This window comes from Sphingobacterium sp. B29 (assembly GCF_001952815.1).
In the GTDB taxonomy this organism is placed as follows: Bacteria; Bacteroidota; Bacteroidia; order Sphingobacteriales; family Sphingobacteriaceae; genus Sphingobacterium; species Sphingobacterium siyangense.
On sequence record NZ_CP019158.1, the window covers coordinates 5622801 to 5648685 of the forward strand.

Genomic DNA, 25885 nt, shown 5'->3' on the forward strand with positions numbered 1-25885 from the left:
CAAACAGATTGCTCAAGTAAATTTTGGCCCATCATTCACGGGCAATATATAACCAAGGATATACCATAAAAACTTTTGAAACAAAAGGCAAAAGCGCTTTGCCCTATTTCAAAATAGCCATACAGTTTATAATTAACCAAAGATCAACCATGCTGATAACTTTATATAAATTCCTGTAAAAAAATGAATAACTTTATAGGAGCGAACTTAAATTATATCATTATGGGATTCAAAGAGACATTTCAGATTAACGGTGAAAACCTTTTACAAAAGATCAAAGAAATCATTGCTGAGGGCAATGTGAGCAAAATCAGCATTTCGGACAAACATGGCAAAGAAATCATGAGCTTTCCAGTAACTGTTGGTGCCATAGGCTTGATCTTAGCACCTGTTTTTGCTGCAATCGGTGCTGTAGCCGCATTGCTTACAGAATGTACGATCACCGTAGAACGAAATACAAACAAGGAAGAAAAAGACAAAGAAGATAACAGCACTGATCCCCCTACAACGATAACCGTAAAATAATCAATTTAAAATTGACCGTTATGAAGATCTTTAAAAATATACTTTGTATTTTATTTGCCTTGCTATTCATCAATGCAGGGCTGGATAAACTTTTTCATTATATGCCTACGCCACCAATGGATATGGACATGAAAAAAGTATTTGAGGCTTTTGCCACGATTAAATGGCTAATGCCACTGGTTGGAATCATCGAACTCTTGGGCGGTTTATTGTTTATTTTCCCAAAAACGAGAACACTGGGTGCACTGGTCATCTTCCCCATACTCATTGGTATTTTTACCCACAACATGATTTTTTACAGCCAAATGGGACTAATTATTTGGGCTGTACTTTTCATTATTTGGCTATGGGTGGTATTCGAAAACTGGGGCAAGTATAAAAAACTGATGGAATAATTGCCTATATTCTTCTCCAAACGAATATCGAGCAGGATAATGCATCTATTAAATACCTATTACTTTGACAAATTGATAGGTATTTAATGTTTTTATTAACATAAAATTAAAAAACAAAAAACTTTGTACGACTAGAATGGTTTGGTCAATTATTTGATGTGTTTTTAGAACATTCCCACGATAAAATGATTTTATACAAGGGAAATGAAGAGCTGTCTAATATTTGCTAGCAAGTATAGTACATAAATTAAACTTGCATTTACACGCAAATTTACCTTAGTTTGCTGAAATCGTGGCGATATACATTATATAGCTGAAAACTTAGCAAACTTTTTTCCGTTTTAATTTTTATTAATAGATACTTAAATCAAATTATACGTTGAACAGATTTACCCGAATTGCTTTCAAAACAATATTGTGGATTATTGGAGTAATAATTGCGCTGGCTATTTTAATCGTATTTTTAATCAGAATACCCTCCGTTCAGAATTATATTGCTGGAAAAGTAACACACTATGTGGAAGGTAAGATCGGTACCCCCGTTAAAATTGGCTACATTAATATTGATTTCCCTAAAAAACTGGTTTTAGAGGACATCTATTTAGCTGACCAAAGCAAGGATACCTTAGTAGCAGGAAAAAGCATAGCTGTCGATATCAACATGCTAAAACTTCTGAAAAATACCATTGAAATTCAAAGCATTGAAGCAGAAGGAATCACCGCAAAAATCCGCCGTACATTGCCGGACAGTTCATTCAACTTTGATTATATTGTTAAAGCTTTCGCTTCTCAAAAGGAAAGCAAACCGACTGCAGACAGCAGTTCAGCCCTTCTATTTAACCTTGATAAGGTCAAATTTGATAAATTTCATATTGTCTATGCCGATGATGTTATTGGAACGAGTGCTGATGTTTACCTGAACAGCCTAAATACCAACGTCAAGAAGTTCGACCTCACAAAAAACATGGCTTTCAATCTGCCCAAAGTGAAGATAGATGGTCTGAGTGCCACAGTGAAACAATGGCGACCAGTTGTTGATGGCACGGCACCCACGGTCGAAGATTTTGGCATTACAGATAAAACGGCACAAGTAACCACCTTGCTTCCCGATGTCGGTATACAGATTGCTGACCTGACCAATATCTTAGTGCGCTATGAGGATCAATCCAGTCTGCTGAATACAAAATTTTATATCAAAAATCTTCATGCAGACATTAACAAGATCGACCTTAACAAAGAACTTGTCGATATTCAAACGATCAATCTTGACGGTTCAGACAATAATGTGCTCTTTGGAAAGATCCAGAAAAAAGTAAACACAGAAGCGAAAAACACCGCGGATACCACCAAAATAAACTGGGTTGTCTCAGCCAAAGAAATCCAAATCAACAATACAAGCTTAGCGTATAGAGACAACAATCAGGCCCGTATGAAAGGCTTTGATTACTTCAATATTAAGATCCCTGGAATGAAAACCAGTTTAAATGATCTTTACTATAGCGCCGATTCGATCAGCGGATCATTAAAAGAGCTTGTAGCCTCTGATCATTCCGGGTTTGTGATCAAGCAATTGAAAGGGGATTTTAAGTATACAAATACCGGCGCGGAGATCAAAAACCTGTACGCAGAAACACCACGTACCCTACTGCGTGATTACTTAAAAGTAACCTATCCATCTTTGGATATTATTGCCAAAAAGCCAGAGCTGATCTATGTCAATGCAACGATCAAAAAGAGCCACGTAGATATGCGCGACATCTACTATTTTGCTCCTTTTTTGGATACCATGCAGGTGATGAAACCATTGATGGACAAAAAGTTTAATATTGATGGTCGCGTTGTGGGTAAGGTAAATGATTTAAATATTCCGGCAATTGATTTCCAAACCCTGTCCAATACACGTGTCATTGCAAGTCTGCATTTAAAGGGTCTACCCAACGTCGATAAAATGTCAATGGATCTTAATTTAAAGAAATTGACCACAGGACGTTCGGATATCGAAAAGCTGGTTTCAAAAAAAAATGCTTCCTAGCGGAATAGAGTTGCCCAATACGATCGGCCTTACCGGAACTTTTAATGGTGGGATGAATGCCTTTAACACCAATCTTTCGCTGGTAACAGAGAAAGGAACAGCCAAGTTCAATGGTAAAGTAGGCATGATAGGTCGCGATACAACCTATGATGCATTTGTGAGTATTCGTGATTTTGACATTGGTAAGATCATGAAAATGGACAGTACATTAGGCATACTTTCATTTGAGGGAAAAATCAAAGGTCATGGAACAGATCCGAAGAAACTTGTCGCCAATTTTGATGGCAAAGTAAATCGAATGGATGCGATGGGTTATCGTTATCAGAATATCGATATGAATCTCACTGCCGATAAAGGGGATATCAAAGCCTCCGTGGTTAGTCCCGACCCTAATATTCAATTGAAGTTAAATGCAACGGCCAACATGAAGTCCAAATATCCGCAGGTGGATTTTGAGCTTATGGTAGATACCATTAATCTTAAAAACTTAAAATTAATGGATGATGAACTCAAATACCATGGTAAACTTGTGGGCAATTTCAGTTCAGCCGATCCGAATTTTTTAAATGGGGAGGCACATATCACCAATTCATCCATTCTTTACAACGACGCATATTATACTTTAGACAGCATTTCACTTGTTGCAAAAGCCGATACCAGCCGCAATTTGCTGCTACTCAAATCGGACTTTTTGAATGCCCATTTGGTCGGGAAATACAAAATTTTAGAGTTGCAGAATGCTATTCAAGACATTTTACAGGTATACTACCAGCCGGGAAAAGCTGTTAAAGTTCCCAAATATGAGCCTCAGAATATTGAGTTTTCCGCCCAATTGACCAGGACTAAATTTATAAAGGATTTTCTTCCAGAACTAACGGAAATGTCTGATATTACGTTGGATGGTATGTTCAATAGTCAGTCAAAAACTATTCTTGCGAAATTGGATGCCCCTAAAATCACCTATAGTGGTACCGAAATCAATAACGTCACCTTGGATATTAATACCTTGGACAGTACACTTTACTACTCGGCCTTGATCAATAAAATCAAGGTGAGCAATATCGAACTGGTGAATACAGTCTTCAGTGGTAAAGTCATTCAAAATAATTTGGATTTTGGCCTTTGGATTAAAGACAAGAAAGAGAAAGAGCAATATCATTTGGGCGCCAATATGCGCGTTGATAATGGAGCATTTGTTTTTAGTTTACTTCAGGATGGCCTTATGCTGAACTATGACAAGTGGACGATAAATCCAAACAACGTGCTCAAATTTGGAAGTACAGGTATTCAGGCCAATGACTTTATCTTAAGTAATAAAGGACAAGAGCTAAGTATATCATCGCAGGACAGTGTGCTCAATTCGCCACTCAACATTGCCTTTAAAAATTTCCGCATTGAGACATTAAGTAAAATGCTTGAAAGTGAAACAGTCGATCTTGGCGGCGGGATTAATGGTCAGGCAACCATATCACGTTTGGAAAGTAGCCCTGTCTTTGTATCCGATCTTACGATCGACAAATTCTATATTGGACAAGATACTGTCGGTAATGTCAACATAAAAGTTAACAATGAAAAGGAAAACACCTATAATGCGAATATCAGTATCAGTGAAAATGGCAATAATGTCGTATTAAGTGGTGATTTTATCAATCCTCCAAAGGGAGAAGCAAGCTTGGATTTCACCTTGGATATTGCGCCACTCTCCATGCAGACAGTTCAGGCATTCAGTTTGGGTTATCTAAAAGACTCGAAGGGAAATCTTGAAGGCCAGTTAAAAATAACGGGATCGCCATCCAAACCACTCATTAATGGCGATGTGAAGTTTAAAGATGCACAGTTCAATATTGCTATGTTGAATGCACTTTTCAAAGCTAAAGATGAAACCATTCATCTGGATGAAAGGGGTATTACTTTCCCAAAATTTGCATTGGAAGACAAGAAAGGAAATATTGCCAAGGTAACAGGATCCATAGAAACCAAAACGTATACTGATTTTGATTTTAATCTCAATATCAATACAGACAATTTTGAGGTACTCAATTCAACACAAAGCGACAACGACATGTTCTACGGTAAAATGTATCTTACCTCGAACCTTCGCATTCGGGGGAATCTTGATAAGCCTATCGTTGATGGTACAATCAAGGTATTAGATGATACCGATTTCACCTTTGTTATGCCAAACGAGGATCCTGGGATGGCCGATCGTAAAGGTGTTGTCGAATTTGTTGATAAGAGTGATACCACAAGAGCTAACGTATTTGCGAAATTAGATTCGATGACCGTAACCCGTCTGACGGGAATCGACGTAGATCTGAATCTTCAAACGGATAAGGATGCCAAATTTAAAATCCTCTTGGATGCCGGTTCACAGGATGCACTGAATATCCAAGGGGAAGCGGAACTGAACGCAGGCATTGATGCGAGCAGCAAAATTACCTTGTCAGGTACATTTACCGTAGACAAAGGGAGCTATTCATTCAGTTTTGGTCCCGTAAAAAAAGATTTTACATTCCGAAAAGGAAGTACGATCACCTGGAACGGAGATCCCTTGGATGCGCAGCTTAATATCACAGCGGCATACACAACCAAAGCTCCAACGCTGGAGCTTGTAGCGACGCAACTGGGATCAGAAAACGCTAATTTATACAAGCAACGTATTCCTTTCAATGTCTTGTTGAAGATTACAGACAAATTGTTTCAACCGCAACTGAATTTTGATATCGACTTGGACGAAAACAACTCGGTTGTTTCCCAAGATGTGATCAGCAAAGTAAATAACGCATTGACCACCTTGCGTGAAAATCCATCTGAACTTAACAAACAGGTCTTTTCACTCATCGTTTTAGGGCGCTTTATGTCGACCAATCCATTTGAAAGTTTATCCGGTGGCGGTGGTACAGAAGCCATTGTCAGAAATAGCATCAGTTCATTCCTGAGCGGTCAATTGAACCGCCTTGCCTCCGAGCTTATCACCGGAGTAGAACTGGATTTCAACTTAACTTCGGAGGAAGATTATGCTACTGGAGCAGGCCAAACCCGAACAGATCTGAATATCGGTGTATCTAAAATGCTTTTAAATGATCGACTAAAAATTACCGTTGGTTCTAATTTTGAAGTTGAAGGAAATACACGTCCGGGAGAAACCGCCAACAATATTGCTGGGGATATCCAATTGGATTATCAACTTTCGCAAGATGGTCGCTATTTTGCACGGGTATATCGTAAAAATCAATATCAGGTTACACTCCAAGGCCAATATGTAGAAACAGGTATCGGATTTATCATCAATATGGATTACAACCGATTTAAGGAAATCTGGATGAGTTCGAAAAAACTCAAAGCGTACTATGACACGAATAGCAAAGGTTTCAGAAAACGTTTTGATGTGGAACGTATGGAAACCGATTCAGTGTATCGTGATAGCGTACGCACAGTCATCAGAGATAGTTTGATGACCCATAGCCCTGAGTACAGAAAACGTATGGAGAAAAGAGAACAAGAGAAACGTAAACAACAGTTGGACTCCAGTAAAAACACGCCGAAAAGCGATAGTCCAAAATCAAATATAGATACCATCAGAACGACAGCTATAAAAAATGAAGATGAGGAAAGGAGTTATCATGCAAGCTAAACTAAAGTATATTGTTGGAATAGTTTCATTCGCTGCATTTATAGCATCCTGTTCTTCAACAAAGAATCTGAAAGAAGGGGAAAGCTTATATGTTAAAGGCAACGTGATAGTCGATTCGGACACCATCTCCAAGGAAAATAAGGAAAAGATTGCGACCCATTTAGAAGCGGCATTGATGCCCAAACCCAATAAACGTCTAGCTGGCGTACCATTCAAGTTGTACTTCAACAATATGGCCGGCGATTCTGTAGGGAATAATATCATTAAAAAATTTTTCAAGAAAATTGGTGAGAAACCGGTATTGTTGAGCGATGTCAATCGCGAGTACAATGAGAATCTACTGCGTAATCGTCTGGAGAATTTTGGTTTCTTTAATGCTGAAGTAAAATCCGACACTTTAGTTGAAAACAAAAAAGCAACGGTTAATTATACGGCCAAGCCAAATTTTATCTACCGAATAAGGTCTGTTCAATTTGATATTGACAGCACAACGCAGCTGGGTAAAGATATTCGTTCGAGCTCCGATCAAAGTCTCTTACAGGTGGGCAAAAATTATAGCCTTGATGTTATCCTAAATGAGCGTGACCGCATCGACAATGACCTCAAAAATAAAGGGTATTATTATTTCAGTCCTGATTACATCCTGGTTCAGGTAGACAGTTCACACCGGAACAACAAGGTCGACATGTATGTTACTGTAAAGAAGGAAACACCGGCACAGGCGAGGGTACCGTCAAAGATCAATAAAATCTACATTTACCCGAACTACACGGAAACAAGCACCGGTTATCAGCGATCCACCCGTAACGCGGAACTATATGATAGCAGCTACTATTTTATAGACCGCCAGCATCTTTATAGAAAGCCTGTTATCGCGAACCATATCTTCTTCCACCCCGGCGATGTCTACAACCGTAATGCCCACAACCAAACCATCAGCCATCTGGTGAATCTCAATAGCTGGAAATTTGTCAAAAATAACTTTGTTGACAGCAAAGAAGTTCCCAATGCACTAGACGTCTACTACTACTTAACCCCATTGCCAAAAAAATCACTCCGTGTGGAACTTTTGGGAAAAATGGCTTCGGTATACAATGGTACAGAAGTTAATGTCAACTGGACTTTACGCAACGCATTTAAAGGCGCGGAGCAGTTAAGTTTTAATGTATTCGGTGGTTATGAAACCCAAACCGGTGGATCGGCTGACCTCAATTCGAGTTATTACCGTTACGGGATGGAGGCTACATTGACCTTTCCGCGGATATTGTCTCCTTTTGGAAGGATTTCTCCTACGCGACGTTTTATCCCGAAGACTTATGTCAAAGGCCGCTATGAATTTTTAAATCGCCGCAAAGCATATACCTTAAATTCCATCGCATTGGATTACGGTTACATCTGGCAGGAGTCTGAGGAGAAGCAGCACGATCTTGCTTTAATGGAGATTACCTATGTTCAGCCTAAAGGTATTTCTGAAAACTACCAAAAACAAATGGATACTATTCCGGCGTTAAGGCATGCAATAGATCCACAATTTACGATTGGCCCCAATTATAACTTCACGTTTCAAAACACGATGAAGCAGCATTTGAAAAATACATTTTATTTCAAAGGCAACCTGGACCTCTCGGGGAATATACTCGGTTTGATAAAAGGAGCAGATTTCAATAAAGGGAAAACCTTCAAATTGTTCGATGCTTATTTCTCCCAATACATCAAGATCAGTGGCGACGGCAGACACTATCTCAAATTGTCGGAGAATTCGCAGCTTGCTTCACGGGTCAGTTTAGGGCTAAGCTATTCCTATGGTAACTCTCGGTCACTTCCCTATTTAAAACAATATTATGTGGGTGGACCTAACAGTATCCGTGCATTTGGTGCTCGTGCAATTGGACCGGGAACAGTTGCCCCTGAAAAATTAAGCAACGGCCTCTTCTATGCCGATCAGACCGGTGATATCAAATTGGAACTTAACACAGAATACAGAGCTAAATTAGCAGGCTTTGTTCATTGGGCAGCATTCATTGATGCCGGGAATGTGTGGTTGCAACGGGAAGATGTCAACAAGCCGGGCGGTAAATTCAGCAAGAACTTTTTAAATGAATTAGCCGTTGGCGGTGGAGCTGGATTACGCTTCGACTTTACGTTTTTGATCATTCGTACAGATATGTCAATACCTTTCCGCATCCCCTATCTTCCAAAAGGAGAACGTTGGGTATTCAAGGATATCGACTTTGGAAGTTCAAAATGGAGAAAGGATAATTTGATGTTCAACCTAGCCATCGGCTATCCGTTCTAGGAATTCAAATTTGATTTACACGATAAGAAATGACAGGCTTGAACGAATTTCAGGCCTGTTATTTTTTTTTGCTATTTTATAAAAGTCATCGATTTTGGAGGGTTCTATTTCTTATGTCAAAAAACAAGTTATTCCCGCTAAATACATTGATTTACTGACAATAATTGATTAAATTCAAGAATTATTTAGTAACCCACATAAATGCTCATGAAATATCCATTAAGAAAAAGTACAAGCATTCGTGAAGATGGACCGGATATCCGATGTGGCATAAAGACCGCCGGAGGCGGCATGCATATTTAAGCGGAAAAATTAGCTCATGAATAAACAAATAATTTACATATGAAAGTAACTATTGTTGGTGCTGGAGCTGTAGGAGCAACTACAGCGGACAATTTAATCCGTCGAAATGTCGCAGAGGAGATTGTATTATTGGATATTAAAGAAGGTTTTGCAGAAGGCAAAGCGCAAGATATGGCACAAACCGCCGCCTTATTGGGTTTTGAATCAAAAATCAAGGGGGTAACCAATGACTATCTTTCAACTGCAGGTTCTACTGTTGCCGTCATTACATCGGGAATTCCACGTAAACCCGGAATGACACGCGAAGAATTGATTGGGACAAATGCCAATATTGTCAAGTCGGTTGTCGAAAACTTAGTAAAACATTCTCCGGATATTATTATTGTCATCGTATCTAATCCCATGGATACCATGACCTATCTAGCACTTAAATCAAGTGGATTGCCTAAGAATAGAATTATTGGAATGGGAGGTACATTGGATTCAGCCCGATTCAAATATCAACTGAGTGAAAAACTGAATGCTTCTGCGGCCGATCTCAATGCCATTGTCATTGGCGGTCATGGAGATACAACGATGATACCACTCATCAAGCACTCCACGTGGAACAGTATTCCAGTCACTGATTTCCTTACCCCGGAAGAGCAAGACGAAATTGTACACAAAACTATGGTTGGTGGAGCAACATTGACCAGCCTAATCGGTACCTCAGCCTGGTATGCTCCGGGAGCCGCAACGGCTGCAGTCGTCGAAAGTATCGTACGTGATCAAGGAAAATTATTTACAGCATCCGTCTATTTGGAAGGTGAATTTGGCCAAGAAGATATCAATATGGGCGTACCTGTTATCATCAATAAAAAAGGATGGGATCGCATCGTCCCCATTCAACTCGATGAAGAGGACAAAGAAAAATTCAATAAAAGTGCAGAAGCAGTACGGACAATGAATAATGTACTGAAAGAAATAAAAGTGCTGTAGCGCATAAACTATAAACAGATAAGCTGTAGCTTATAAACTATCAAGAGATAAAAAGCTGTTATTCTATCAATAACAGCTTTTTTTATGAACGTTCAACACGCACTGCGGGTTTTAAAATTTCTTTTTTAAGGGAATTTTTGGGTATGTTTGGCTATATGACAACAGTACCATTTCAATTATTGGATTTACAAGGCCAGGGCACACACATTTTAGTCGATGTAGAAATATATAATCGTTCGTTCAAGATGGTAGTTGATACTGGCGCATCTAAAACTGTATTTGATAAAACGCAATTGGGGCATCTTTTGGAGGACCAATTGCAGCTTGAACCTTCAGAAACATTATCAACAGGACTTGGCACCAATTCAATGGAGAGTTTCAATATAAAAATTCCGAGTCTGACATTAGGTGAATGGCAGATAAAAAACTTAAATACTGCGGTATTGGATTTAAGCTCGATCAACTACGCCTATCAGCAGATGGACCTCGAACCAGTGATCGGCGTACTGGGCGGAGATATTTTTGCAGACTATGGCGCTGTCATTGATTATGCAAAGTGCACCTTAAAATTAAGAACCCGGAAATTAAAACTTAAATAGGCGTTTGTGGATATGGAGCCGGAGATAGCCATAGTACACGATTGCGATCAATATACCCAGTCCCCCCATGACGTATAATGTCGTTCGAAGCCCACAGTAACTGGCTAAGGAACCTATCATCAATGTACCAATGGGAAATATCCCCTGAAAAGCCATGACGTAATACGAGATTGCCCGGGCACGATAGATTGGTATGGCATGCGTCTGAATATACGTATTGATACTTGAGTTTTGCATCATCATGGCAAAGGATACCAACATCACATAGACGAGTGCCATCTGCAGCATACTCGAATGCGCCAAAAACAATAATGCAACTCCCATAAGCGCAGCTGCCCCCATCACCTGATAGCGCAAATTGGTACCCGATTTTAAACGGGCCATATTAAATGCCCCAATCATGGCACCCAGGCCGGCCGCACTTTCAAACCAGGAGAACGTACGTTCATCACCATGAAACATTTCTTTTGCTATGGCAGGCAGCAACGAGGTATACGGAATAACGATCAAGCTGGAGAATGTCATGATAATAATCAGCGAGGAGATGTGCGGTGAACGTTTAAGGTAACGAAAGCCTTCGACCAAGCCTTCCCAATTGCTTCCCTTACTCAGTTGAACATGTGTTTCATCGACCTGCATCATCAATAATGTAATAATAACCGGAACAAAACTGATAAAGTTAAGGGCAAAACAGACGAGTTCACCGTATGTACTCAGTAAAATACCTCCTATTGCAGGCCCCAACATTCGGGCACCATTGAAAATTGTTGAATTCAGCGCTATGGCATTCGGCAGATCTTTACGGTCCCCAACCAAATACATCATCAGCGACTGACGCCCCAAAACATCGAAGGAATTAATGACTCCCTGTATAAGACCTAAGATGGAAAGCCATAAAACACTCTCCCATTTCAGATAAACGACCAGGGTCAAGATCCCAGCCTGTATCATCAGACCAATTTGGGTCATCAGAACCAATTTATACTTTTTATGCTTATCGACAAAACTGCCGATAAATGGAGACAGGACCAAAGAAGGCAACAGGGAGATAAACTGCACAAAACCAAGCCAAAACACAGATCCGGTCAATTCATAGACTAACCAACTGATGGCTATCCGCTGCATCCAAGTTCCCATAAGGGAAATTGCTTGACCTATAACATGTAACCGGAAATTTCTATAATGGAGCGAACGAAAAACCTGCATACGTAAAGATAATACTATATTAAAAGTATAACAAAAAATTAGGAGAAGAGATTCCTTTTTGCTAAAATAAAGATACAATAGGTGAAAATCAATGCTTCAATACTGGAATATAATCAATAACTTTGCATCATTATTTTGAACTTTAGAATAATCAAATTATTATCATTCAATAACATATACAATGAAATTTTTTATTGACACAGCGAACCTAGAGCAAATCAAAGAAGCCCAAGACTTAGGCGTATTAGACGGGGTAACAACCAATCCAAGTTTAATGGCTAAAGAAGGTATTAGCGGTGATGAAAACGTAATCAACCATTATAAAGCGATCTGTGCAATCGTTGATGGCGATGTCAGTGCTGAAGTTATTTCTACAAATTATGAAGAAATGATCAAAGAAGGAGAAGCGTTAGCAGCTCTTGACAGCAAGATAGTTGTCAAAGTCCCTATGATCAAAGATGGCGTAAAAGCAATTAAATATTTCAGCAAAAAAGGTATTAAAACAAATTGTACATTGGTATTTACAGCTGGTCAGGCACTATTGGCTGCTAAAGCTGGGGCAACCTATGTATCTCCTTTTATCGGTCGTTTGGATGATATCTCTACAGATGGATTAGCGTTGATCGAAGATATTCGTTTAATCTATGATAACTACAACTATCCTACACAAATTTTAGCTGCTTCTGTACGTCACAGTGCACACATTTTAGGATGTGCTAAAATCGGTGCTGATGTTATGACAGGTCCTTTATCAGCGATCCTAGCCTTATTGAAACACCCATTGACAGACAGCGGTCTAGCGACATTCTTAGCTGATCACGCTAAAGCTGCAGGCAAATAAGATTCCTATATTTCCATATAGTAACGAAAACCGATAAGTAAGATGACACTAATCTTAAACTTATCGGTTTTCTTATTTTTAATAGTTTCCGTATTTTTGTATTGTCAAAAGCATCTTTGAGAGAGAAAATGGTCCGTTTATGTTCGTTAATGGTCTATGCAAAGGGAAAAAATACGATGAATAAATTCGTCGGATAGTTTTTAAACTTGCAAATAAAAGTAAATTTCTCTTAGTTTGTATTTGATCTAAGGCTTAACGAAGAAATCCATGGAAGATTCCAACACTGTATATCCAGAAATTCTCAAACGAAATAGTTTAAAAGTTACCCAACCCCGGTTGAAGGTACTTGAAATTATTTCGAGGAAAGAGTCTGCAATTTCACAGCCAGAACTGGAGAAATTACTGGGCAAGGATATTGACCGTGTCACATTATACCGGGTATTGGCCAGCTTTGAAGAGAAAGGGATTATCCATAAAATCTTTGATCTACATGGTACAGCTACTTACGCTATGTGTTCGACAAACTGTTCAGAACATGATCATCATGACCAACACGTACATTTTATTTGCCGGGTATGCAATTCTGTGTACTGCCTGGAAGATATGATCTTACCAAAAGTATCGATTCCAGAAGGCTTTAGTCTTGAAGCGATAGCCGTAAATGCACTTGGTGTGTGCAATCATTGCAAAAAGTAAATCAGGCTGTACGAATCCAAAACTATTTTTCGGGTGAACTGTCTATACATTGGCTATCGGAAGATGCTCCGTTTAGCTCGTTATAGTCGTGTCGAATGCTGTTTTTTTCGTACATTGTATTAGCATCGATCTTGATGTACGGCTCGCTCATGATCTATTGTATCGGCTGAATTTACAAATTCGCTATCACAGCCAGTTCGCTGCAATAGGAAGACTGCCGCAAATCGATGCAAATAAATAAATAATAAATAATAATTGGATGAAAACAAGAAAAGAAAATCCATATAAGGAGGTCTTAACACAACTGATCATCGATATCTTCGAAAAATCGGGTAATAAGCCCCTCAACTATAAACAAGTTTCGTCAAAATTGAACCTTACAGATAACGACTCGAAAGTCGCCATAGCCGATATTTTACATGATAATGTAAGAAATGGACTTTTTATTGAGATCGAACGCGGCAAATTTAATCTGAAGCAACTTAAAGTTTATGTCACAGGAAAAGTAGATATGACTGCAGACGGTTCTGCCTATGTAATCCCTGATGACGAATTTGAAAATGACATCTATATCGCTCCACGGAAACTTAGACAGGCACTCCATGGCGATATTGTGAAGGTCCATACCTTCGAAAAAAGAAAAGGTGGCCGCAAAAAAGAGGGTGAAGTCGTTGAAATCCTGCAAAGGGCCAAGACTGATTTCACGGGAACGATCAGCATCTCCAACAATTTTGCTTTTTTTATTGCGGACGACCGCAAGATGTTACACGACATTTTTATCCCTTTGGACAATCTGAATGGAGCCAAGGACAAGGAAAAAGTGGTCGTTTCGATTATCGACTGGCCAAGCGGGAGCAAAAATCCTGTCGGAACGGTAAAACATGTTTTGGGTACCAAAGGGGAAAATAACACCGAGATGAACGCTATTTTGGCCGACTATGGTTTCCCATTGGAGTTCCCTAAAAAAGTTGAAGCTGAAGCCAATCAGATTTCGGAAAAAATAAGCGCGGAAGAAATTGCAAATCGGCGTGATTTTAGAAACGTTACGACCTTTACCATTGACCCAGCGGATGCAAAAGATTTCGATGACGCCATCTCCTTTCAAAAATTAGAGAATGGCAATTATGAAATCGGTGTTCATATTGCGGATGTTTCGCATTTTGTCATACCCGACACAGAATTGGACAAAGAAGCTTTCAACCGCGGCACATCCGTTTATCTGGTTGACCGCGTTATTCCGATGCTTCCGGAGCGTCTTTCCAATGGTGTCTGTTCGCTACGTCCGCATGAAGATAAACTTTGTTTTTCGGCTGTTTTTGAATTGGACGAAAAAGCCAATGTACACGATCAATGGTTCGGCCGTACAATTATCCATTCGGACCGACGTTTCAGTTATGAAGAAGCACAGGAGGTGATCGAAACGAAATCGGGTGATTTCAGTGAAGAGATCCTAAAATTAAATGAACTGGCTTATATTCTGCGGGAGCGTAAATTTAAGAATGGTGCAATAGCCTTTGAAAGTGAAGAGGTAAAATTCACCTTGGATGAAAATGGAAAACCTACAGGGGTATATACCAAAGTCCGTAAAGATGCGCACAAGCTGATCGAAGATTTTATGTTATTGGCCAACCGGAAGGTTGCCGAGTTTATTGGCAAACAAGGCCGTGGAAAAAACAAGCTTACTTTTGTGTACCGGTTCCACGATGTACCTAATCCGGAGACGCTGACAACTTTCTCGCAATTTGCAGCGCGGTTTGGTCATAAATTGACCATCAAAACGGATAAGGAAACAGCTAAATCTTTAAATGCGCTGATGACAAAGATAGAAGGTAGCAAAGAACAAAATATGCTGACTTCGCTTGCGGTACGTTCGATGGCCAAAGCGATCTATACGACAAAGAAGACAAGTCACTATGGACTCGCATTTGATTATTACACCCATTTCACCTCTCCTATCCGTCGTTATCCCGATGTGATGGTACACCGTCTTTTACAATTCTATCTGGAGGGCGGTACCAAGATCAATGCGGAGCATTACGAGAAAATGGCCGAACATTCTTCACAAATGGAGAAAAAAGCGGCTGAAGCCGAACGTGCATCGATTAAGTACAAACAGGCCGAATACTTGCAGGATCAGATTGGCACGGAATATACGGGTATTGTCTCGGGTGTTACTGAATGGGGGATGTATGTGGAGATTGAGGAAAACAAATGTGAGGGTATGGTCAGGCTGCGGGATATCACCGATGACTTTTACGTGCTTGACGAGAAGAACTATGCGATCATTGGCCAAAGGAAGAAAAAGAAATTCCAGCTGGGTGATGAGGTTCAAATCCGCGTAAAGAAAGTGGATCTGGATAAAAGGCAGATTGATTTTACGTTGTTGTCTTAAAAATAAATCTGCAATAATTGGCAGCGTATTAAGCTCATCCAATTGGATATATGACAAAAAAAGCGGTATTGACTAAAGTCAATACCGCTTTTTCTTTTGAACAAGAAAGGATAAACTTATTGTTTCGTTCCTTCGAAAGTGAAAAAGACCTCATTTTCAGTAGTTTTCTTTCCTTGGCAAAGAAGTGTCTTTTTTTCCACATCAAATAAAAATGATCCTTCTGGAGAAACACCAGCCGTTTGAATTGCAATGTTCATATTATTGATAACCTTAAACTCTTTCGCAGGTATTTTTAGCGCTTTGTCTCCAATCTCAACTTTCAAAGTATTGTCAGAAATTTTTGTAACCGTCACGATTTTATCAAACATCGGTCCGCTTGTATTCGATAGATCTAAACTACCCTTGTAAGTACCAACAGCTGCATCGATGCTTCCACCTGTTTGAATGGGTTCATCTTTATCCTTTGAACATCCAACAAAAGCGAAGGTTACCAAGGCCAATACCACTGCATACATTAATCTCATTTTGATTTTCATAACTTGAATACATTAATTTGTTTCTACTAAATATTTACACGTTTTTATCAAACACTTTGCCAAACAGAACGCAAAAACATGCAGGAGGTACAATATACCTGAAAACCAGTAGAAGAATATTTATGAGAGAATACCATTATTTAAAGAGTACTACACAGAGAAAGAACAACTTAGAGTGCTTACAAGAAGAAACCTATATTATATAGCTTTTTGCCGTTTTTTTACCCTATAATCGTCCATATTCGTGTACAACAAACCTTCAGCAATTAAATTTTCAATTTCGACAAGATATTACAGGCGGTAGCGGTTGGGAGGATGATTACATCCTAATCTATGCAAATTAGTTTGATGGCGGAGGCGTAGCGATTGACGAAAGATGCTGGACTGTACATTTAGCATGCTACAGCTATGATGATAGGGTCATAAAGAAAAGAGCAGTTCATTTTCAAAAAATAATCTAAATTTTATACACTAACTATTTCATATTCAAAAGGGAATAAGTATCTTTGCGAACTTAAAATATTTAAGGTAAAAAAATTTATAAACAAAAACAGGTAAATGCCTACTATTCAACAATTAGTTAGAAAAGGTAGAGTAGCTCTGGTTGATAAGAGTAAGTCACCAGCGTTGGACTCATGTCCACAGCGAAGAGGTGTATGTACACGTGTATATACTACTACCCCTAAAAAACCAAACTCAGCAATGCGTAAAGTAGCTCGTGTACGTTTAACAAACGGTAAAGAGGTCAACGCTTACATCCCTGGAGAAGGTCACAACTTACAAGAGCACTCGATCGTATTGATCCGTGGTGGTCGTGTTAAGGATTTACCAGGTGTACGTTACCACATCATCCGCGGTGCATTAGATACTTCAGGTGTAGCAGGTCGTAACCAACGTCGTTCTAAATATGGAACTAAGCGTCCTAAACCAGGACAAGCAGCTGCAGCTCCAGCAAAAGGTAAAAAGAAATAATTAAACGGAGGAAAGAAAAATGAGAAAATCAAAACCGAAAAAGAGAATCATTTTACCTGATCCAAAGTTTAATGACGTTCAGGTAACACGTTTCGTAAACAATATGATGGTGGATGGTAAAAAATCTATCGCTTATTCTATTTTTTACGACGCAGTAGAATTAGTAGAACAAAAAACACAAGAAAGCGGTTTAGAAGCTTGGAAAAAAGCTTTGAACAACGTTATGCCTGCTGTTGAAGTTAAATCACGCCGTGTTGGTGGTGCTAACTTCCAAGTTCCTATGGAAGTTCGTCCAGATCGTAAAATCGCTTTGGGTATGAAATGGTTAATTTCATACGCTCGTAAACGTGGTGAAAAAACAATGTTCGAAAAATTAGCAGGAGAAATCATTTCAGCTTCTAAAGGTGAAGGTGCTGCTGTTAAGAAGAAAGAAGATACGCACAAAATGGCGGAAGCTAACAAAGCGTTCTCACACTTCAGATTCTAATTTTGAAGACATTCAAAAAAATATGATTACACCGACCTCCGATAAAAACAATCTTTTATCAAGGTCGGTGTACTTATTTAACATTACATTTAAACACATAAGACCATTAAGGTCCGCTGCTTAAAAATATTATGGCAAGAGATTTAAAATTCACTAGAAATATCGGTATCGCTGCCCACATCGATGCTGGTAAAACTACAACAACTGAGCGTATCCTTTACTACTCAGGTGTAAACCACAAAATTGGTGAAGTTCACGAAGGTGCTTCTACAATGGACTGGATGGAGCAAGAAGCTGAACGTGGTATCACAATTACTTCTGCTGCTACAACCGTTTTCTGGAACTACCGTAACAACAAATACCAAGTAAACGTAATCGATACTCCTGGACACGTGGATTTCACGGTTGAGGTAAACCGTTCGTTACGTGTACTAGACGGATTAGTTTTCTTATTCTCTGCGGTTGATGGTGTTGAGCCTCAATCTGAGACTAACTGGAGACTAGCTGATGGATATAAAGTACCTCGTATTGGTTTCGTTAATAAAATGGACCGTTCAGGTGCTGACTTCTTAAAAGTTGTTGGCCAAGTAAAATCAATGCTAGGTTCCGATGCAGTAGCTTTACAATTGCCTATCGGTGCTGAAGATACATTCAAAGGTGTAGTTGACTTGATCAACAACCGTGGTATCGTATGGAATGAGCATGATAAAGGAATGACCTTTACAGAAGTTCCAATTCCAGAAGATATGTTGGATGAAGTTGCTGAATACCGTGAGAAATTATTGGAAGCTGTAGCTGGTTATGATGAGACTTTGATGGAGAAATTCTTCGAAGATCCAAATTCATTGACTGAGCGTGAAATCTTAGATGCTTTACGTAAAGCGGTATTAGATAATGCAATTGTTCCTATGGTATGTGGTTCATCTTTCAAAAACAAAGGTGTTCAAACCATGTTGGATCTAGTAATGGAATTATTGCCTTCACCTCTTGATATCGATGCTGTAAAAGGTACTAACCCTGATACAGGTGAAGAAATTTTACGTAAACCATCTGTAAACGAGCCTTTCGCAGCTTTAGGTTTTAAAATTGCGACTGACCCATTTGTAGGTCGTCTATGTTTTATCCGTGCTTACTCGGGTAAGTTAGATGCTGGTTCTTATGTATTGAACACTCGTTCAGGAAACAAAGAGCGTATCTCTCGTATCTTCCAAATGCACGCGAACAAACAAAACCCTATCCCTTTCATCGAGGCTGGTGATATCGGTGCTGTTGTAGGTTTCAAAGACATCAAAACTGGTGATACACTTTGTGACGAAAAAGCACCTATCGTTCTTGAGTCTATGACTTTCCCTGAGCCAGTAATTGGTTTGGCGATTGAGCCTAAAACTCAAGCTGACGTTGATAGATTAGGTATTGGTCTTGGTAAATTGGCTGAAGAGGATCCTACATTCGTTGTAAAAACTGACGAAGAAACTGGTCAAACAGTTATCTCTGGTATGGGTGAGCTTCACTTAGAGATCTTGATCGACCGTTTGAAACGTGAATTTAAAGTAGAGGTTAACCAAGGTGCTCCTCAAGTATCATACAAAGAGTCTATCAACGGTACTACTGAGCACCGTGAGGTATTCAAAAAACAATCAGGTGGTCGTGGTAAATTCGCGGATATCAAAGTTGTTATTTCTCCAGCGGATGAAGATTTCGATTTATCAAAATCACCACTTCAATTCGTTAATGAAATTGTTGGTGGTAAAATTCCTAAAGAGTTTATCCCTTCAGTTCAAAAAGGATTTGAAACTTCAATGAAAAATGGTGTATTAGCAGGATTCCCATTATCAGGAATGAAAGTTCGTTTGATTGATGGTTCATTCCACGCTGTCGATTCAGATTCATTGTCTTTCGAATTAGCTGCTCGTCAAGCATACCGTGAAGGATTGCCTAAATGTTCTCCAGTGTTAATGGAACCAATTATGAAAATAGAGGTTTTAACACCAGAAGAAAACATGGGTGATGTAATGGGTGACTTAAACCGTCGTCGTGGTCAAATGCAAGGTTTGGATTCACGTAACGGTGTACAAGTAATCAAAGCATTGGTTCCACTTTCTGAGATGTTCGGTTACGTAACGCAATTACGTACAATCACTTCAGGTCGTGCAACATCAACAATGGAATTTGATCACTTTGAAGAAGCTCCTCGTAACGTTGCTGAAGAGGTAATTGCAAAATCAAAAGGTAAAATCAAAGGTTCTGTAGAATAATATAGAACTCAAAAATAAACCGACCGCTGGTTGTTAATAGCTCTAATCAGCGGTCATTTTTAAATAATATCATATACTATGAGCCAAAGAATCAGAATTAAATTGAAATCTTACGATTACAATTTGGTTGACAAATCAGCTGAAAAAATCGTAAAAACAGTAAAACCTACAGGTGCAGTTGTTAGTGGTCCTATTCCATTGCCTACTGAGAAAAAAATCTATACGGTATTACGTTCACCACACGTTAACAAAAAAGCACGTGAGCAATTCCAATTGTGTGCTTACAAAAGATTGTTGGATATCTATTCATCAAACGCTAAAACTGTTGACGCATTGATGAAACTTGAATTGCCTTCAGGTGTTGAAGTAGAAATCAAAGTGTGATAGATTTCAGTCACTGAAAAAAGAAGGGGCCTTTCGCAAGAAAAGCCCCTTTTTTTGCTGTTTATACCTTTTAATTAGAATTGGTATCCGATACCTACTGAGAATATTCGGTTCTTGAAATTCCCTGTTTCATCTGGATATTTTGAAAAATTGGTCAAACCAAGACTATAGCCTCCATTAATCAAGAAACCATTAGCGAACTTAAAACCTGCCAAAAAGTTAGCTCCTGCATCAAATGTTTTCAAACCTGCATCGCTAAAACTCCCGCTTTCGCTAATATTCCCACTTTTGGCTTTAGCACTAATGCCAAATCCGGCATACGGGCCAGCCCCTAAAAAAATATTTCCTACTTCTCCAGTAGGGATACTATAAACCAAATTCACAGGTACCTCGATATACATTAAATTCAATTTAGCATCCTCTCCTACCACCTTCCCTCCTTTACCTTGCAAGGAAACCCCAGGCTGAATACTAAAATTATTTGCTATTGGCATATCCGCATAACCGGCTACATAAAAATTGGTAGTTGCATCAGATGACGCACTAAGATTACCTTGTGATATATCCAGCTTAGAAAAATTTAACCCAGCTTTAATACCATAAGATGTCTGTGCTCTTGCGCCAGCGACAAAACATAATGCTGCAACGACTGATAGTAATTTTCTTTTCATTAAAAATAAATTAAATGTGAAACTAAAATAACATATTATTTACTGAAATACAAAAAGAAAATAAATAGCAATGTTTGAAATAATGAATTATGTATTTGCCCAATTGGCCAATATAATTGGTATGCTCCTATTGCTTCTATGAGGTGTTGTACCCAATGAACCAAATACATAAACTGTTTGTATTTACAATTCCTTCTCCTCATTTTCAATAATCTTCTTTTCAATGGGATTTAAAGTCTCAAATAGGTCTTTATAAACTTCATCCTTGCTATCCTCTTCCCCTAAAAGAAATCCCCAGGGTTTTAACTCCTTAATACGGTCCATTATAATTTTGACAATAGCCAAAATAGGAATCGCCAAAAACATACCGGAAATACCCCATACCATTTCGCCAATAATAATGGAAAGCATAGCAAACAACGAATTAACTTTCACCTTAGAACCCACAATCTTAGGGACAATAAAGTTGCTGTCGATCATATGTATGATAATGAGGGCTATGATGACCAGGACGACATGGGTAAAAGAAGATGTTGCAAACGTCAGAATAGCAATGATGAGCATTGAGGAGAAAATACCAACATAAGGTAGCACATTGAATACGCCAGTGATCAATGCCAATAACAGACTATATTTTACCCCAATCAAGGAAAGGACGATAAAGACCAAAAGGGAAACCAAGCTCATTTGGATCAGTAGTCCAATAAGATATTTTTTGACGACATACTGAACCTGTTGAACAACGTCCAAAACAATAGGTCGGTCTTCCACACGGTTGACAAACAAAAGAAACTTGACAATATGTCCCCTATATATCAGTAAAAAAAACGTGTAAAGAAAAGTAAAAACAAACAAAATAAACATTGACGAGAGAGAAACCAATGCTGTTCCCAGGAATAAAGTACCCGAATCTACCGACTTTGATGCTGTTTTATTAATAAAATCAATCTGATCTTTATGCTGGATTCCAAACTGCTGGCTCACCCAGGTCTGTAAATTGCCCACACCGTCCATGATCTGTTGCTTAAAAGCCGGGAAATCCTCTTTAAGGAGTGTAAGCTGAGAAGCTAATAGAAAAAGTCCGTAACCTAACACACCGAAAAATAAAATAACGCTCAATATGCCAGCCAATGTCCTTGGGAACCGCAGCTTCCGCTCCAAAAAATTACTTAACGGAATCAGCAGCAGCGAAAACAACAAGCCCAAAATCATGGGAATAAGTATGGTATCTCCGATCTTTGCCAAATATCCCAATAAAAGTATACTGATCAATACACAGGCAAGTTTGACATAAAAGGGTAAAGGAAGAAATCTTTTCATGCAGCAATCTTTTGAATAAAAATAACAATTTCGGTTGACTTAAGTTTAATCCAATAAAAAAGTCCCCACAAATGCAGGGACTCTTTCCTCATAATAAGTTTAAGTACTTATATTTCTTATAGTCCGAAACCGATACCCACAGACCAAATACGATTTTTAGCCATATCACCTGACCCTGGAGCTAAGTTGGTTAAACCCAAACCATAACCAGCATTGATTTGAAAACCATTAGTCAATTGGTAACCAGCTAAGAAATTGATACCAAAATCGGTACGTTTAAGATCATCATTTTCATTGCTACCAAAATTTAGATCACGTTCAATTTTCACATTTCCCTCGCCTAACTCTCCTTTACGTTTACCACTTAATCCGAATCCAACATAAGGTCCTGCACCAATAAAAAAGTTACCAGAATCTCCTGTAGGTAATTTAGCCACTAGATTTACTGGAATATCAAGTGACATTACACTCTCTTTAATTTCAGAAGCTGAACCTGGTGTCCACTTTCCACCTTTATTTTGCAAAGACAATCCCGGCTGAATAGAAAAATAAGGCGAAACGGGAGCGTCCAAATAACCCGTTACAAAAAATCCTGTATTTGATTGTGTGCTTTCATTACTTAAAGAATATTTAGGAATATTTACACCCGCACGGAGACCATATCCCAATCCACCTTGTGCAAAAGCTCCTAACGAACCAAATAAAATTGCTGCAGATAATAATAGTTTTTTCATGTTTCCTAATTTAATTTACTTTCTTCTTTTATCATTTAATCTCATAATTTCCTGTATGAGATTTATTACATCCCCATTTGCAATATCTATTCCAAAATCCATAAGCCTTTAATTTACAAAGTAAAACATCACAAAAAAGTATCTTTTCACGATTTAGCATTGTCCTTTAAAAGATACAGTAATTGCCGTATTATTTCAATCTGATGGCGAGCTGCAATGGGTTCGGTGTTTGATTTTACCGAGGAAAGTGCTTTATCAAAAACGTCTTGGTTATCCCAAGCTGAAAACCCTCCGGTATGTTGCTGCTGACTATCGCTCAAAGGATCACACAGCAAAATACCAGCTTGGTTTTCAGACCAATGCTTAAAAACATAAAAGTTTTATCATAAAGATTTTTTAATTCCAATTATAAGTTTTATTTTTGCAGACCTTCAAAAGGAAAAAAATAGGGTCGGATGGCCGAGTGGCTAGGCTGAGGTCTGCAAAACCTCCTACAGCGGTTCGAATCCGCTTCCGACCTCGTTTTATTTTAAACAATAAAAATATTATCAAAATGGGAGTTACACGTTTAAAAAGAAAAGATAGAAGAAATAAAACTGTTTCACGTGTTGAAGTTCAGTTTTTGAAATTAGGAACTAACGTAGAGTTAGGTTCTAGATCAAAAATGAAAGCTAGCAACCAAATCGTTAAAAACGATGCTATCTTAAATCAATTAGCTTCAGAAGCTAAATAGTAAGAAGAATTTAATAGCCTTTAAAGTACTACTTTAAAGGCTTTTTAATAGGTCCACCATTTGGTGGACTTTTTCTTTTGAGCTCATCCACTGTGCCTCATCCATTCCATTGACCTGACTCTGGTTAAACCTCATCTTCGACACATGCAATTCTTTCGCTGAGCTATGTATTGCAACTGCACCAGTTTGCTCTAAAATATGAACTATATTAGCTGCATCTACACCTGCACCAGGCATAATTACAATACGGCCATTTGCTTGTTGAACTAACTGTTTGAGTAATGGAGCTCCAGCTAAAGCAGAATTTTGCAGACCAGATGTCAAAATACGATCTATCCCCAGTTCGATGACATCTTCCAGTGCCTGAAAAGGATCTTTCACGCGATCAAAAGCACGATGAAAGGTAACATGCATGGGACGCGCAGCTTCCACCAATCGCAAAGTATTCACTTTATCCACCGCACCATCTGCGTTCAGCATACCTATTACAACACCATCTATCCCCAATTCCTTGCACAACTGAATATCTGCTATCATTTCTAAGATCTCGGTCTCTGTATAAAGAAAATCACCTCCACGTGGCCTGATAAGCACATGAATACCAATATTCACCAGTTTCCGCACTAATTGCAACTGACCAAACGAAGGTGTAGTCCCTCCGTTTTCCAAATTTTGACAAAACTCTATCCTGCTCGCACCTCCTTGTTCGGCTTCAATTGCAGATGCTACGGAATTTGAACAGATTTCTAATTGGTAATTTCCAATTGCCTTTTCCTTCATTATATTATATTTTAAGCTATTTTTCGTTTACGCGAATAACGTAAAAAAAAAAGCAAATAACCTACTCCCCTACCTATGGTCAAACTAGTATAAGCTTTAGAAAAGACTACAGTTAAAAAGATACTTTACCTTCATGGTAAATTTTGCTTCTAGACAAAGATCTACAACTTTAGCTTATAATGATGTACCTCTACTTTTTTCCACTTCCAATCTGGTCCTTTTGAGGTACTCATGCCACCTGACAGCTCCCTTGAAGAAGGAGGGTCTAAGAAACGCTCCCGTTTAATATAAGTTGGCAATTGGAAGCCAGGCGATGTATTTAGCGTTTCAAAACATTCCCGCGCGAGTTTCATAATGTCATTCCGATTTTCTGCATTGCTTTCAATTCGACTTCCTATATAAGATGTCGGACCATACAATTGCTCATAAATTGCTGAATCTTCAAAAGGTTTGAATTTCAGACGCATCATTATTTGTACCAATAGAGCATACAAATCATTGTCCGTTGGTGTCAGAACCAACTTATCCAACACCTTTGGTATCAACTCCCACATCATCAATTCAACCACTAAATCTTTGGTGTTCTCGCCAATAAAATCGAGTGTAGGCCACATCTGGTCCACATATCGTACAACGGAATCTCTATTTCCATGCAAAGCAACCAACTGTCTATTGCTCCAATATTCCAGCGGTATGTCCCCTCGATAAAAGACTCCAAATATATGTTGACCTTTCAACCGCCCCAAGGAACCACAATTTTGCATCTCAAACTCAGGTGCAAGCATACAGTAACTAAACATATCACGCGTATTTAGCGTTTTAAATGTTTGTACCGAAAGAGAATTCCATAAAGCAGGATAACGTTCCCTATCCAAACTATCTTCTCCTGATACCAATCTATACACGTAATAGTCTTTCAGTAATATTCGCAAGATTGCTTCACGACCACCAAGGGGATAATTTCTAGACTTAATCTTCCCCATTCTTCCGAGATATCTGGGCAACTGATCGTTTATAAATTTTGTAGAATCTTTCAGCTTATATTGGCCATGACACATGGGCAAGCTGCATACCAACAGTAGTGCTAAAAAAAGGACATAGTACCTCCTCTTCTTT

The 25885-nt window shown here is 38.8% G+C and carries 22 protein-coding genes and 1 tRNA gene; 16 read left to right on the forward strand and 7 right to left on the reverse strand.

Annotated features, from left to right (window positions below; genetic code table 11):
• Window positions 1-183: 183 nt before the first annotated feature.
• From BV902_RS24150 to BV902_RS24175, 7 genes are all read left to right on the forward strand, one after another.
• Window positions 184-525: a DUF4342 domain-containing protein gene (locus tag BV902_RS24150; RefSeq protein WP_232475613.1), complete on the forward strand. Its 342-nt coding sequence runs from the start codon at window positions 184-186 to the stop codon at window positions 523-525.
• A 20-nt stretch (window positions 526-545) separates the two neighbouring features.
• Window positions 546-920, forward strand: coding sequence for a DoxX family protein (locus tag BV902_RS24155; protein WP_075994106.1), 375 nt, complete (start codon window positions 546-548; stop codon window positions 918-920).
• A 379-nt stretch (window positions 921-1299) separates the two neighbouring features.
• Window positions 1300-2952 (forward strand): AsmA family protein, encoded by a 1653-nt coding sequence (locus BV902_RS28260; protein WP_237241819.1) that lies wholly within the window; start codon window positions 1300-1302, stop codon window positions 2950-2952.
• A complete protein-coding gene (locus tag BV902_RS24160; protein WP_237241821.1) occupies window positions 2942-6586 on the forward strand; it encodes a translocation/assembly module TamB domain-containing protein in 3645 nt (1214 codons plus the stop codon). The genes BV902_RS28260 and BV902_RS24160 overlap by 11 nt, the downstream gene beginning before the upstream one ends.
• Window positions 6558-8882 (forward strand): translocation and assembly module lipoprotein TamL, encoded by a 2325-nt coding sequence (gene tamL, locus BV902_RS24165; RefSeq protein WP_237241823.1) that lies wholly within the window; start codon window positions 6558-6560, stop codon window positions 8880-8882. The genes BV902_RS24160 and tamL overlap by 29 nt, the downstream gene beginning before the upstream one ends.
• A gap of 342 nt (window positions 8883-9224) precedes the next feature.
• Window positions 9225-10163: a malate dehydrogenase gene (locus BV902_RS24170; RefSeq protein WP_075994108.1), complete on the forward strand. Its 939-nt coding sequence runs from the start codon at window positions 9225-9227 to the stop codon at window positions 10161-10163.
• A gap of 155 nt (window positions 10164-10318) precedes the next feature.
• Window positions 10319-10762 carry a retropepsin-like aspartic protease gene (locus tag BV902_RS24175; protein WP_075994972.1) on the forward strand — a complete coding sequence of 148 codons (444 nt, stop codon included), beginning with the start codon at window positions 10319-10321 and terminating at the stop codon, window positions 10760-10762.
• On the opposite strand, the gene BV902_RS24180 is transcribed toward BV902_RS24175, so the two are convergent.
• On the reverse strand, window positions 10748-11968 hold the full coding sequence (locus tag BV902_RS24180; RefSeq protein WP_075994109.1) for an MFS transporter: 1221 nt from the start codon (window positions 11966-11968) through the stop codon (window positions 10748-10750). The genes BV902_RS24175 and BV902_RS24180 overlap by 15 nt on opposite strands.
• Window positions 11969-12149: 181 nt before the next feature.
• Between BV902_RS24180 and fsa the strand changes: the two genes are divergently transcribed.
• The 3 genes from fsa (at window position 12150) to rnr (ending at window position 15897) form a co-directional block, all read left to right on the forward strand.
• Window positions 12150-12809, forward strand: coding sequence for a fructose-6-phosphate aldolase (fsa, locus tag BV902_RS24185; protein ID WP_075994110.1), 660 nt, complete (start codon window positions 12150-12152; stop codon window positions 12807-12809).
• Between the two features lie 267 nt (window positions 12810-13076).
• Window positions 13077-13505 (forward strand): Fur family transcriptional regulator, encoded by a 429-nt coding sequence (locus BV902_RS24190; RefSeq protein WP_075994111.1) that lies wholly within the window; start codon window positions 13077-13079, stop codon window positions 13503-13505.
• A 259-nt stretch (window positions 13506-13764) separates the two neighbouring features.
• On the forward strand, window positions 13765-15897 hold the full coding sequence (gene rnr, locus BV902_RS24195) for a ribonuclease R (RefSeq protein WP_075994112.1): 2133 nt from the start codon (window positions 13765-13767) through the stop codon (window positions 15895-15897).
• 116 nt (window positions 15898-16013) lie between these two features.
• On the opposite strand, the gene BV902_RS24200 is transcribed toward rnr, so the two are convergent.
• On the reverse strand, window positions 16014-16433 hold the full coding sequence (locus BV902_RS24200; protein WP_083663757.1) for a hypothetical protein: 420 nt from the start codon (window positions 16431-16433) through the stop codon (window positions 16014-16016).
• 558 nt (window positions 16434-16991) lie between these two features.
• On the opposite strand from BV902_RS24200, the gene rpsL reads away from it, so the two are divergent.
• The 4 genes from rpsL (at window position 16992) to rpsJ (ending at window position 20531) form a co-directional block, all read left to right on the forward strand.
• Window positions 16992-17405 (forward strand): 30S ribosomal protein S12, encoded by a 414-nt coding sequence (rpsL, locus tag BV902_RS24205; protein WP_002993550.1) that lies wholly within the window; start codon window positions 16992-16994, stop codon window positions 17403-17405.
• 19 nt (window positions 17406-17424) lie between these two features.
• Window positions 17425-17892, forward strand: coding sequence for a 30S ribosomal protein S7 (gene rpsG, locus BV902_RS24210; protein ID WP_046671863.1), 468 nt, complete (start codon window positions 17425-17427; stop codon window positions 17890-17892).
• Window positions 17893-18023: 131 nt separating this feature from the next.
• The gene (gene fusA, locus BV902_RS24215; protein ID WP_075994113.1) at window positions 18024-20147 is read left to right on the forward strand and encodes an elongation factor G; all 2124 of its coding nucleotides are present in this window, start codon (window positions 18024-18026) and stop codon (window positions 20145-20147) included.
• A 78-nt stretch (window positions 20148-20225) separates the two neighbouring features.
• A complete protein-coding gene (gene rpsJ / locus BV902_RS24220) occupies window positions 20226-20531 on the forward strand; it encodes a 30S ribosomal protein S10 (protein WP_028070501.1) in 306 nt (101 codons plus the stop codon).
• Window positions 20532-20605: 74 nt separating this feature from the next.
• On the opposite strand, the gene BV902_RS24225 is transcribed toward rpsJ, so the two are convergent.
• The 3 genes from BV902_RS24225 to BV902_RS24235 form a co-directional block, all read right to left on the reverse strand.
• Window positions 20606-21202: a porin family protein gene (locus BV902_RS24225; protein WP_075994114.1), complete on the reverse strand. Its 597-nt coding sequence runs from the start codon at window positions 21200-21202 to the stop codon at window positions 20606-20608.
• Between the two features lie 183 nt (window positions 21203-21385).
• A complete protein-coding gene (locus BV902_RS24230; RefSeq protein WP_075994115.1) occupies window positions 21386-22522 on the reverse strand; it encodes an AI-2E family transporter in 1137 nt (378 codons plus the stop codon).
• Window positions 22523-22638: 116 nt separating this feature from the next.
• The gene (locus tag BV902_RS24235; RefSeq protein WP_075994116.1) at window positions 22639-23256 is read right to left on the reverse strand and encodes a porin family protein; all 618 of its coding nucleotides are present in this window, start codon (window positions 23254-23256) and stop codon (window positions 22639-22641) included.
• A gap of 449 nt (window positions 23257-23705) precedes the next feature.
• On the opposite strand from BV902_RS24235, the gene BV902_RS24240 reads away from it, so the two are divergent.
• Both BV902_RS24240 and BV902_RS24245 read left to right on the forward strand, forming a co-directional pair.
• Window positions 23706-23776, forward strand: a tRNA-Cys gene (locus BV902_RS24240).
• Between the two features lie 33 nt (window positions 23777-23809).
• Window positions 23810-23989, forward strand: coding sequence for a hypothetical protein (locus BV902_RS24245; protein WP_046671880.1), 180 nt, complete (start codon window positions 23810-23812; stop codon window positions 23987-23989).
• A gap of 33 nt (window positions 23990-24022) precedes the next feature.
• On the opposite strand, the gene BV902_RS24250 is transcribed toward BV902_RS24245, so the two are convergent.
• Complete coding sequence (locus BV902_RS24250) at window positions 24023-24769, reverse strand: copper homeostasis protein CutC (RefSeq protein WP_075994117.1); 747 nt, start codon at window positions 24767-24769, stop codon at window positions 24023-24025.
• 161 nt (window positions 24770-24930) lie between these two features.
• On the reverse strand, window positions 24931-25752 hold the full coding sequence (locus BV902_RS24255; RefSeq protein WP_157626215.1) for a hypothetical protein: 822 nt from the start codon (window positions 25750-25752) through the stop codon (window positions 24931-24933).
• Window positions 25753-25885: the final 133 nt, after the last annotated feature.

Coding starts and splice junctions, on each gene's coding strand:
- BV902_RS24150 (WP_232475613.1), top strand. CDS start 184: ATGAATAACTTTATAGGAGCGAACTTAAATTATATCATTATGGGATTC.
- BV902_RS24155 (WP_075994106.1), top strand. CDS start 546: ATGAAGATCTTTAAAAATATACTTTGTATTTTATTTGCCTTGCTATTC.
- BV902_RS24160 (WP_237241821.1), top strand. CDS start 2,942: ATGCTTCCTAGCGGAATAGAGTTGCCCAATACGATCGGCCTTACCGGA.
- tamL (WP_237241823.1), top strand. CDS start 6,558: ATGAGGAAAGGAGTTATCATGCAAGCTAAACTAAAGTATATTGTTGGA.
- BV902_RS24170 (WP_075994108.1), top strand. CDS start 9,225: ATGAAAGTAACTATTGTTGGTGCTGGAGCTGTAGGAGCAACTACAGCG.
- BV902_RS24175 (WP_075994972.1), top strand. CDS start 10,319: ATGACAACAGTACCATTTCAATTATTGGATTTACAAGGCCAGGGCACA.
- BV902_RS24180 (WP_075994109.1), bottom strand. CDS start 11,968: ATGCAGGTTTTTCGTTCGCTCCATTATAGAAATTTCCGGTTACATGTT.
- fsa (WP_075994110.1), top strand. CDS start 12,150: ATGAAATTTTTTATTGACACAGCGAACCTAGAGCAAATCAAAGAAGCC.
- BV902_RS24190 (WP_075994111.1), top strand. CDS start 13,077: ATGGAAGATTCCAACACTGTATATCCAGAAATTCTCAAACGAAATAGT.
- rnr (WP_075994112.1), top strand. CDS start 13,765: ATGAAAACAAGAAAAGAAAATCCATATAAGGAGGTCTTAACACAACTG.
- BV902_RS24200 (WP_083663757.1), bottom strand. CDS start 16,433: ATGAAAATCAAAATGAGATTAATGTATGCAGTGGTATTGGCCTTGGTA.
- rpsL (WP_002993550.1), top strand. CDS start 16,992: ATGCCTACTATTCAACAATTAGTTAGAAAAGGTAGAGTAGCTCTGGTT.
- rpsG (WP_046671863.1), top strand. CDS start 17,425: ATGAGAAAATCAAAACCGAAAAAGAGAATCATTTTACCTGATCCAAAG.
- fusA (WP_075994113.1), top strand. CDS start 18,024: ATGGCAAGAGATTTAAAATTCACTAGAAATATCGGTATCGCTGCCCAC.
- rpsJ (WP_028070501.1), top strand. CDS start 20,226: ATGAGCCAAAGAATCAGAATTAAATTGAAATCTTACGATTACAATTTG.
- BV902_RS24225 (WP_075994114.1), bottom strand. CDS start 21,202: ATGAAAAGAAAATTACTATCAGTCGTTGCAGCATTATGTTTTGTCGCT.
- BV902_RS24230 (WP_075994115.1), bottom strand. CDS start 22,522: ATGAAAAGATTTCTTCCTTTACCCTTTTATGTCAAACTTGCCTGTGTA.
- BV902_RS24235 (WP_075994116.1), bottom strand. CDS start 23,256: ATGAAAAAACTATTATTATCTGCAGCAATTTTATTTGGTTCGTTAGGA.
- BV902_RS24245 (WP_046671880.1), top strand. CDS start 23,810: ATGGGAGTTACACGTTTAAAAAGAAAAGATAGAAGAAATAAAACTGTT.
- BV902_RS24250 (WP_075994117.1), bottom strand. CDS start 24,769: ATGAAGGAAAAGGCAATTGGAAATTACCAATTAGAAATCTGTTCAAAT.
- BV902_RS24255 (WP_157626215.1), bottom strand. CDS start 25,752: ATGGGGAAGATTAAGTCTAGAAATTATCCCCTTGGTGGTCGTGAAGCA.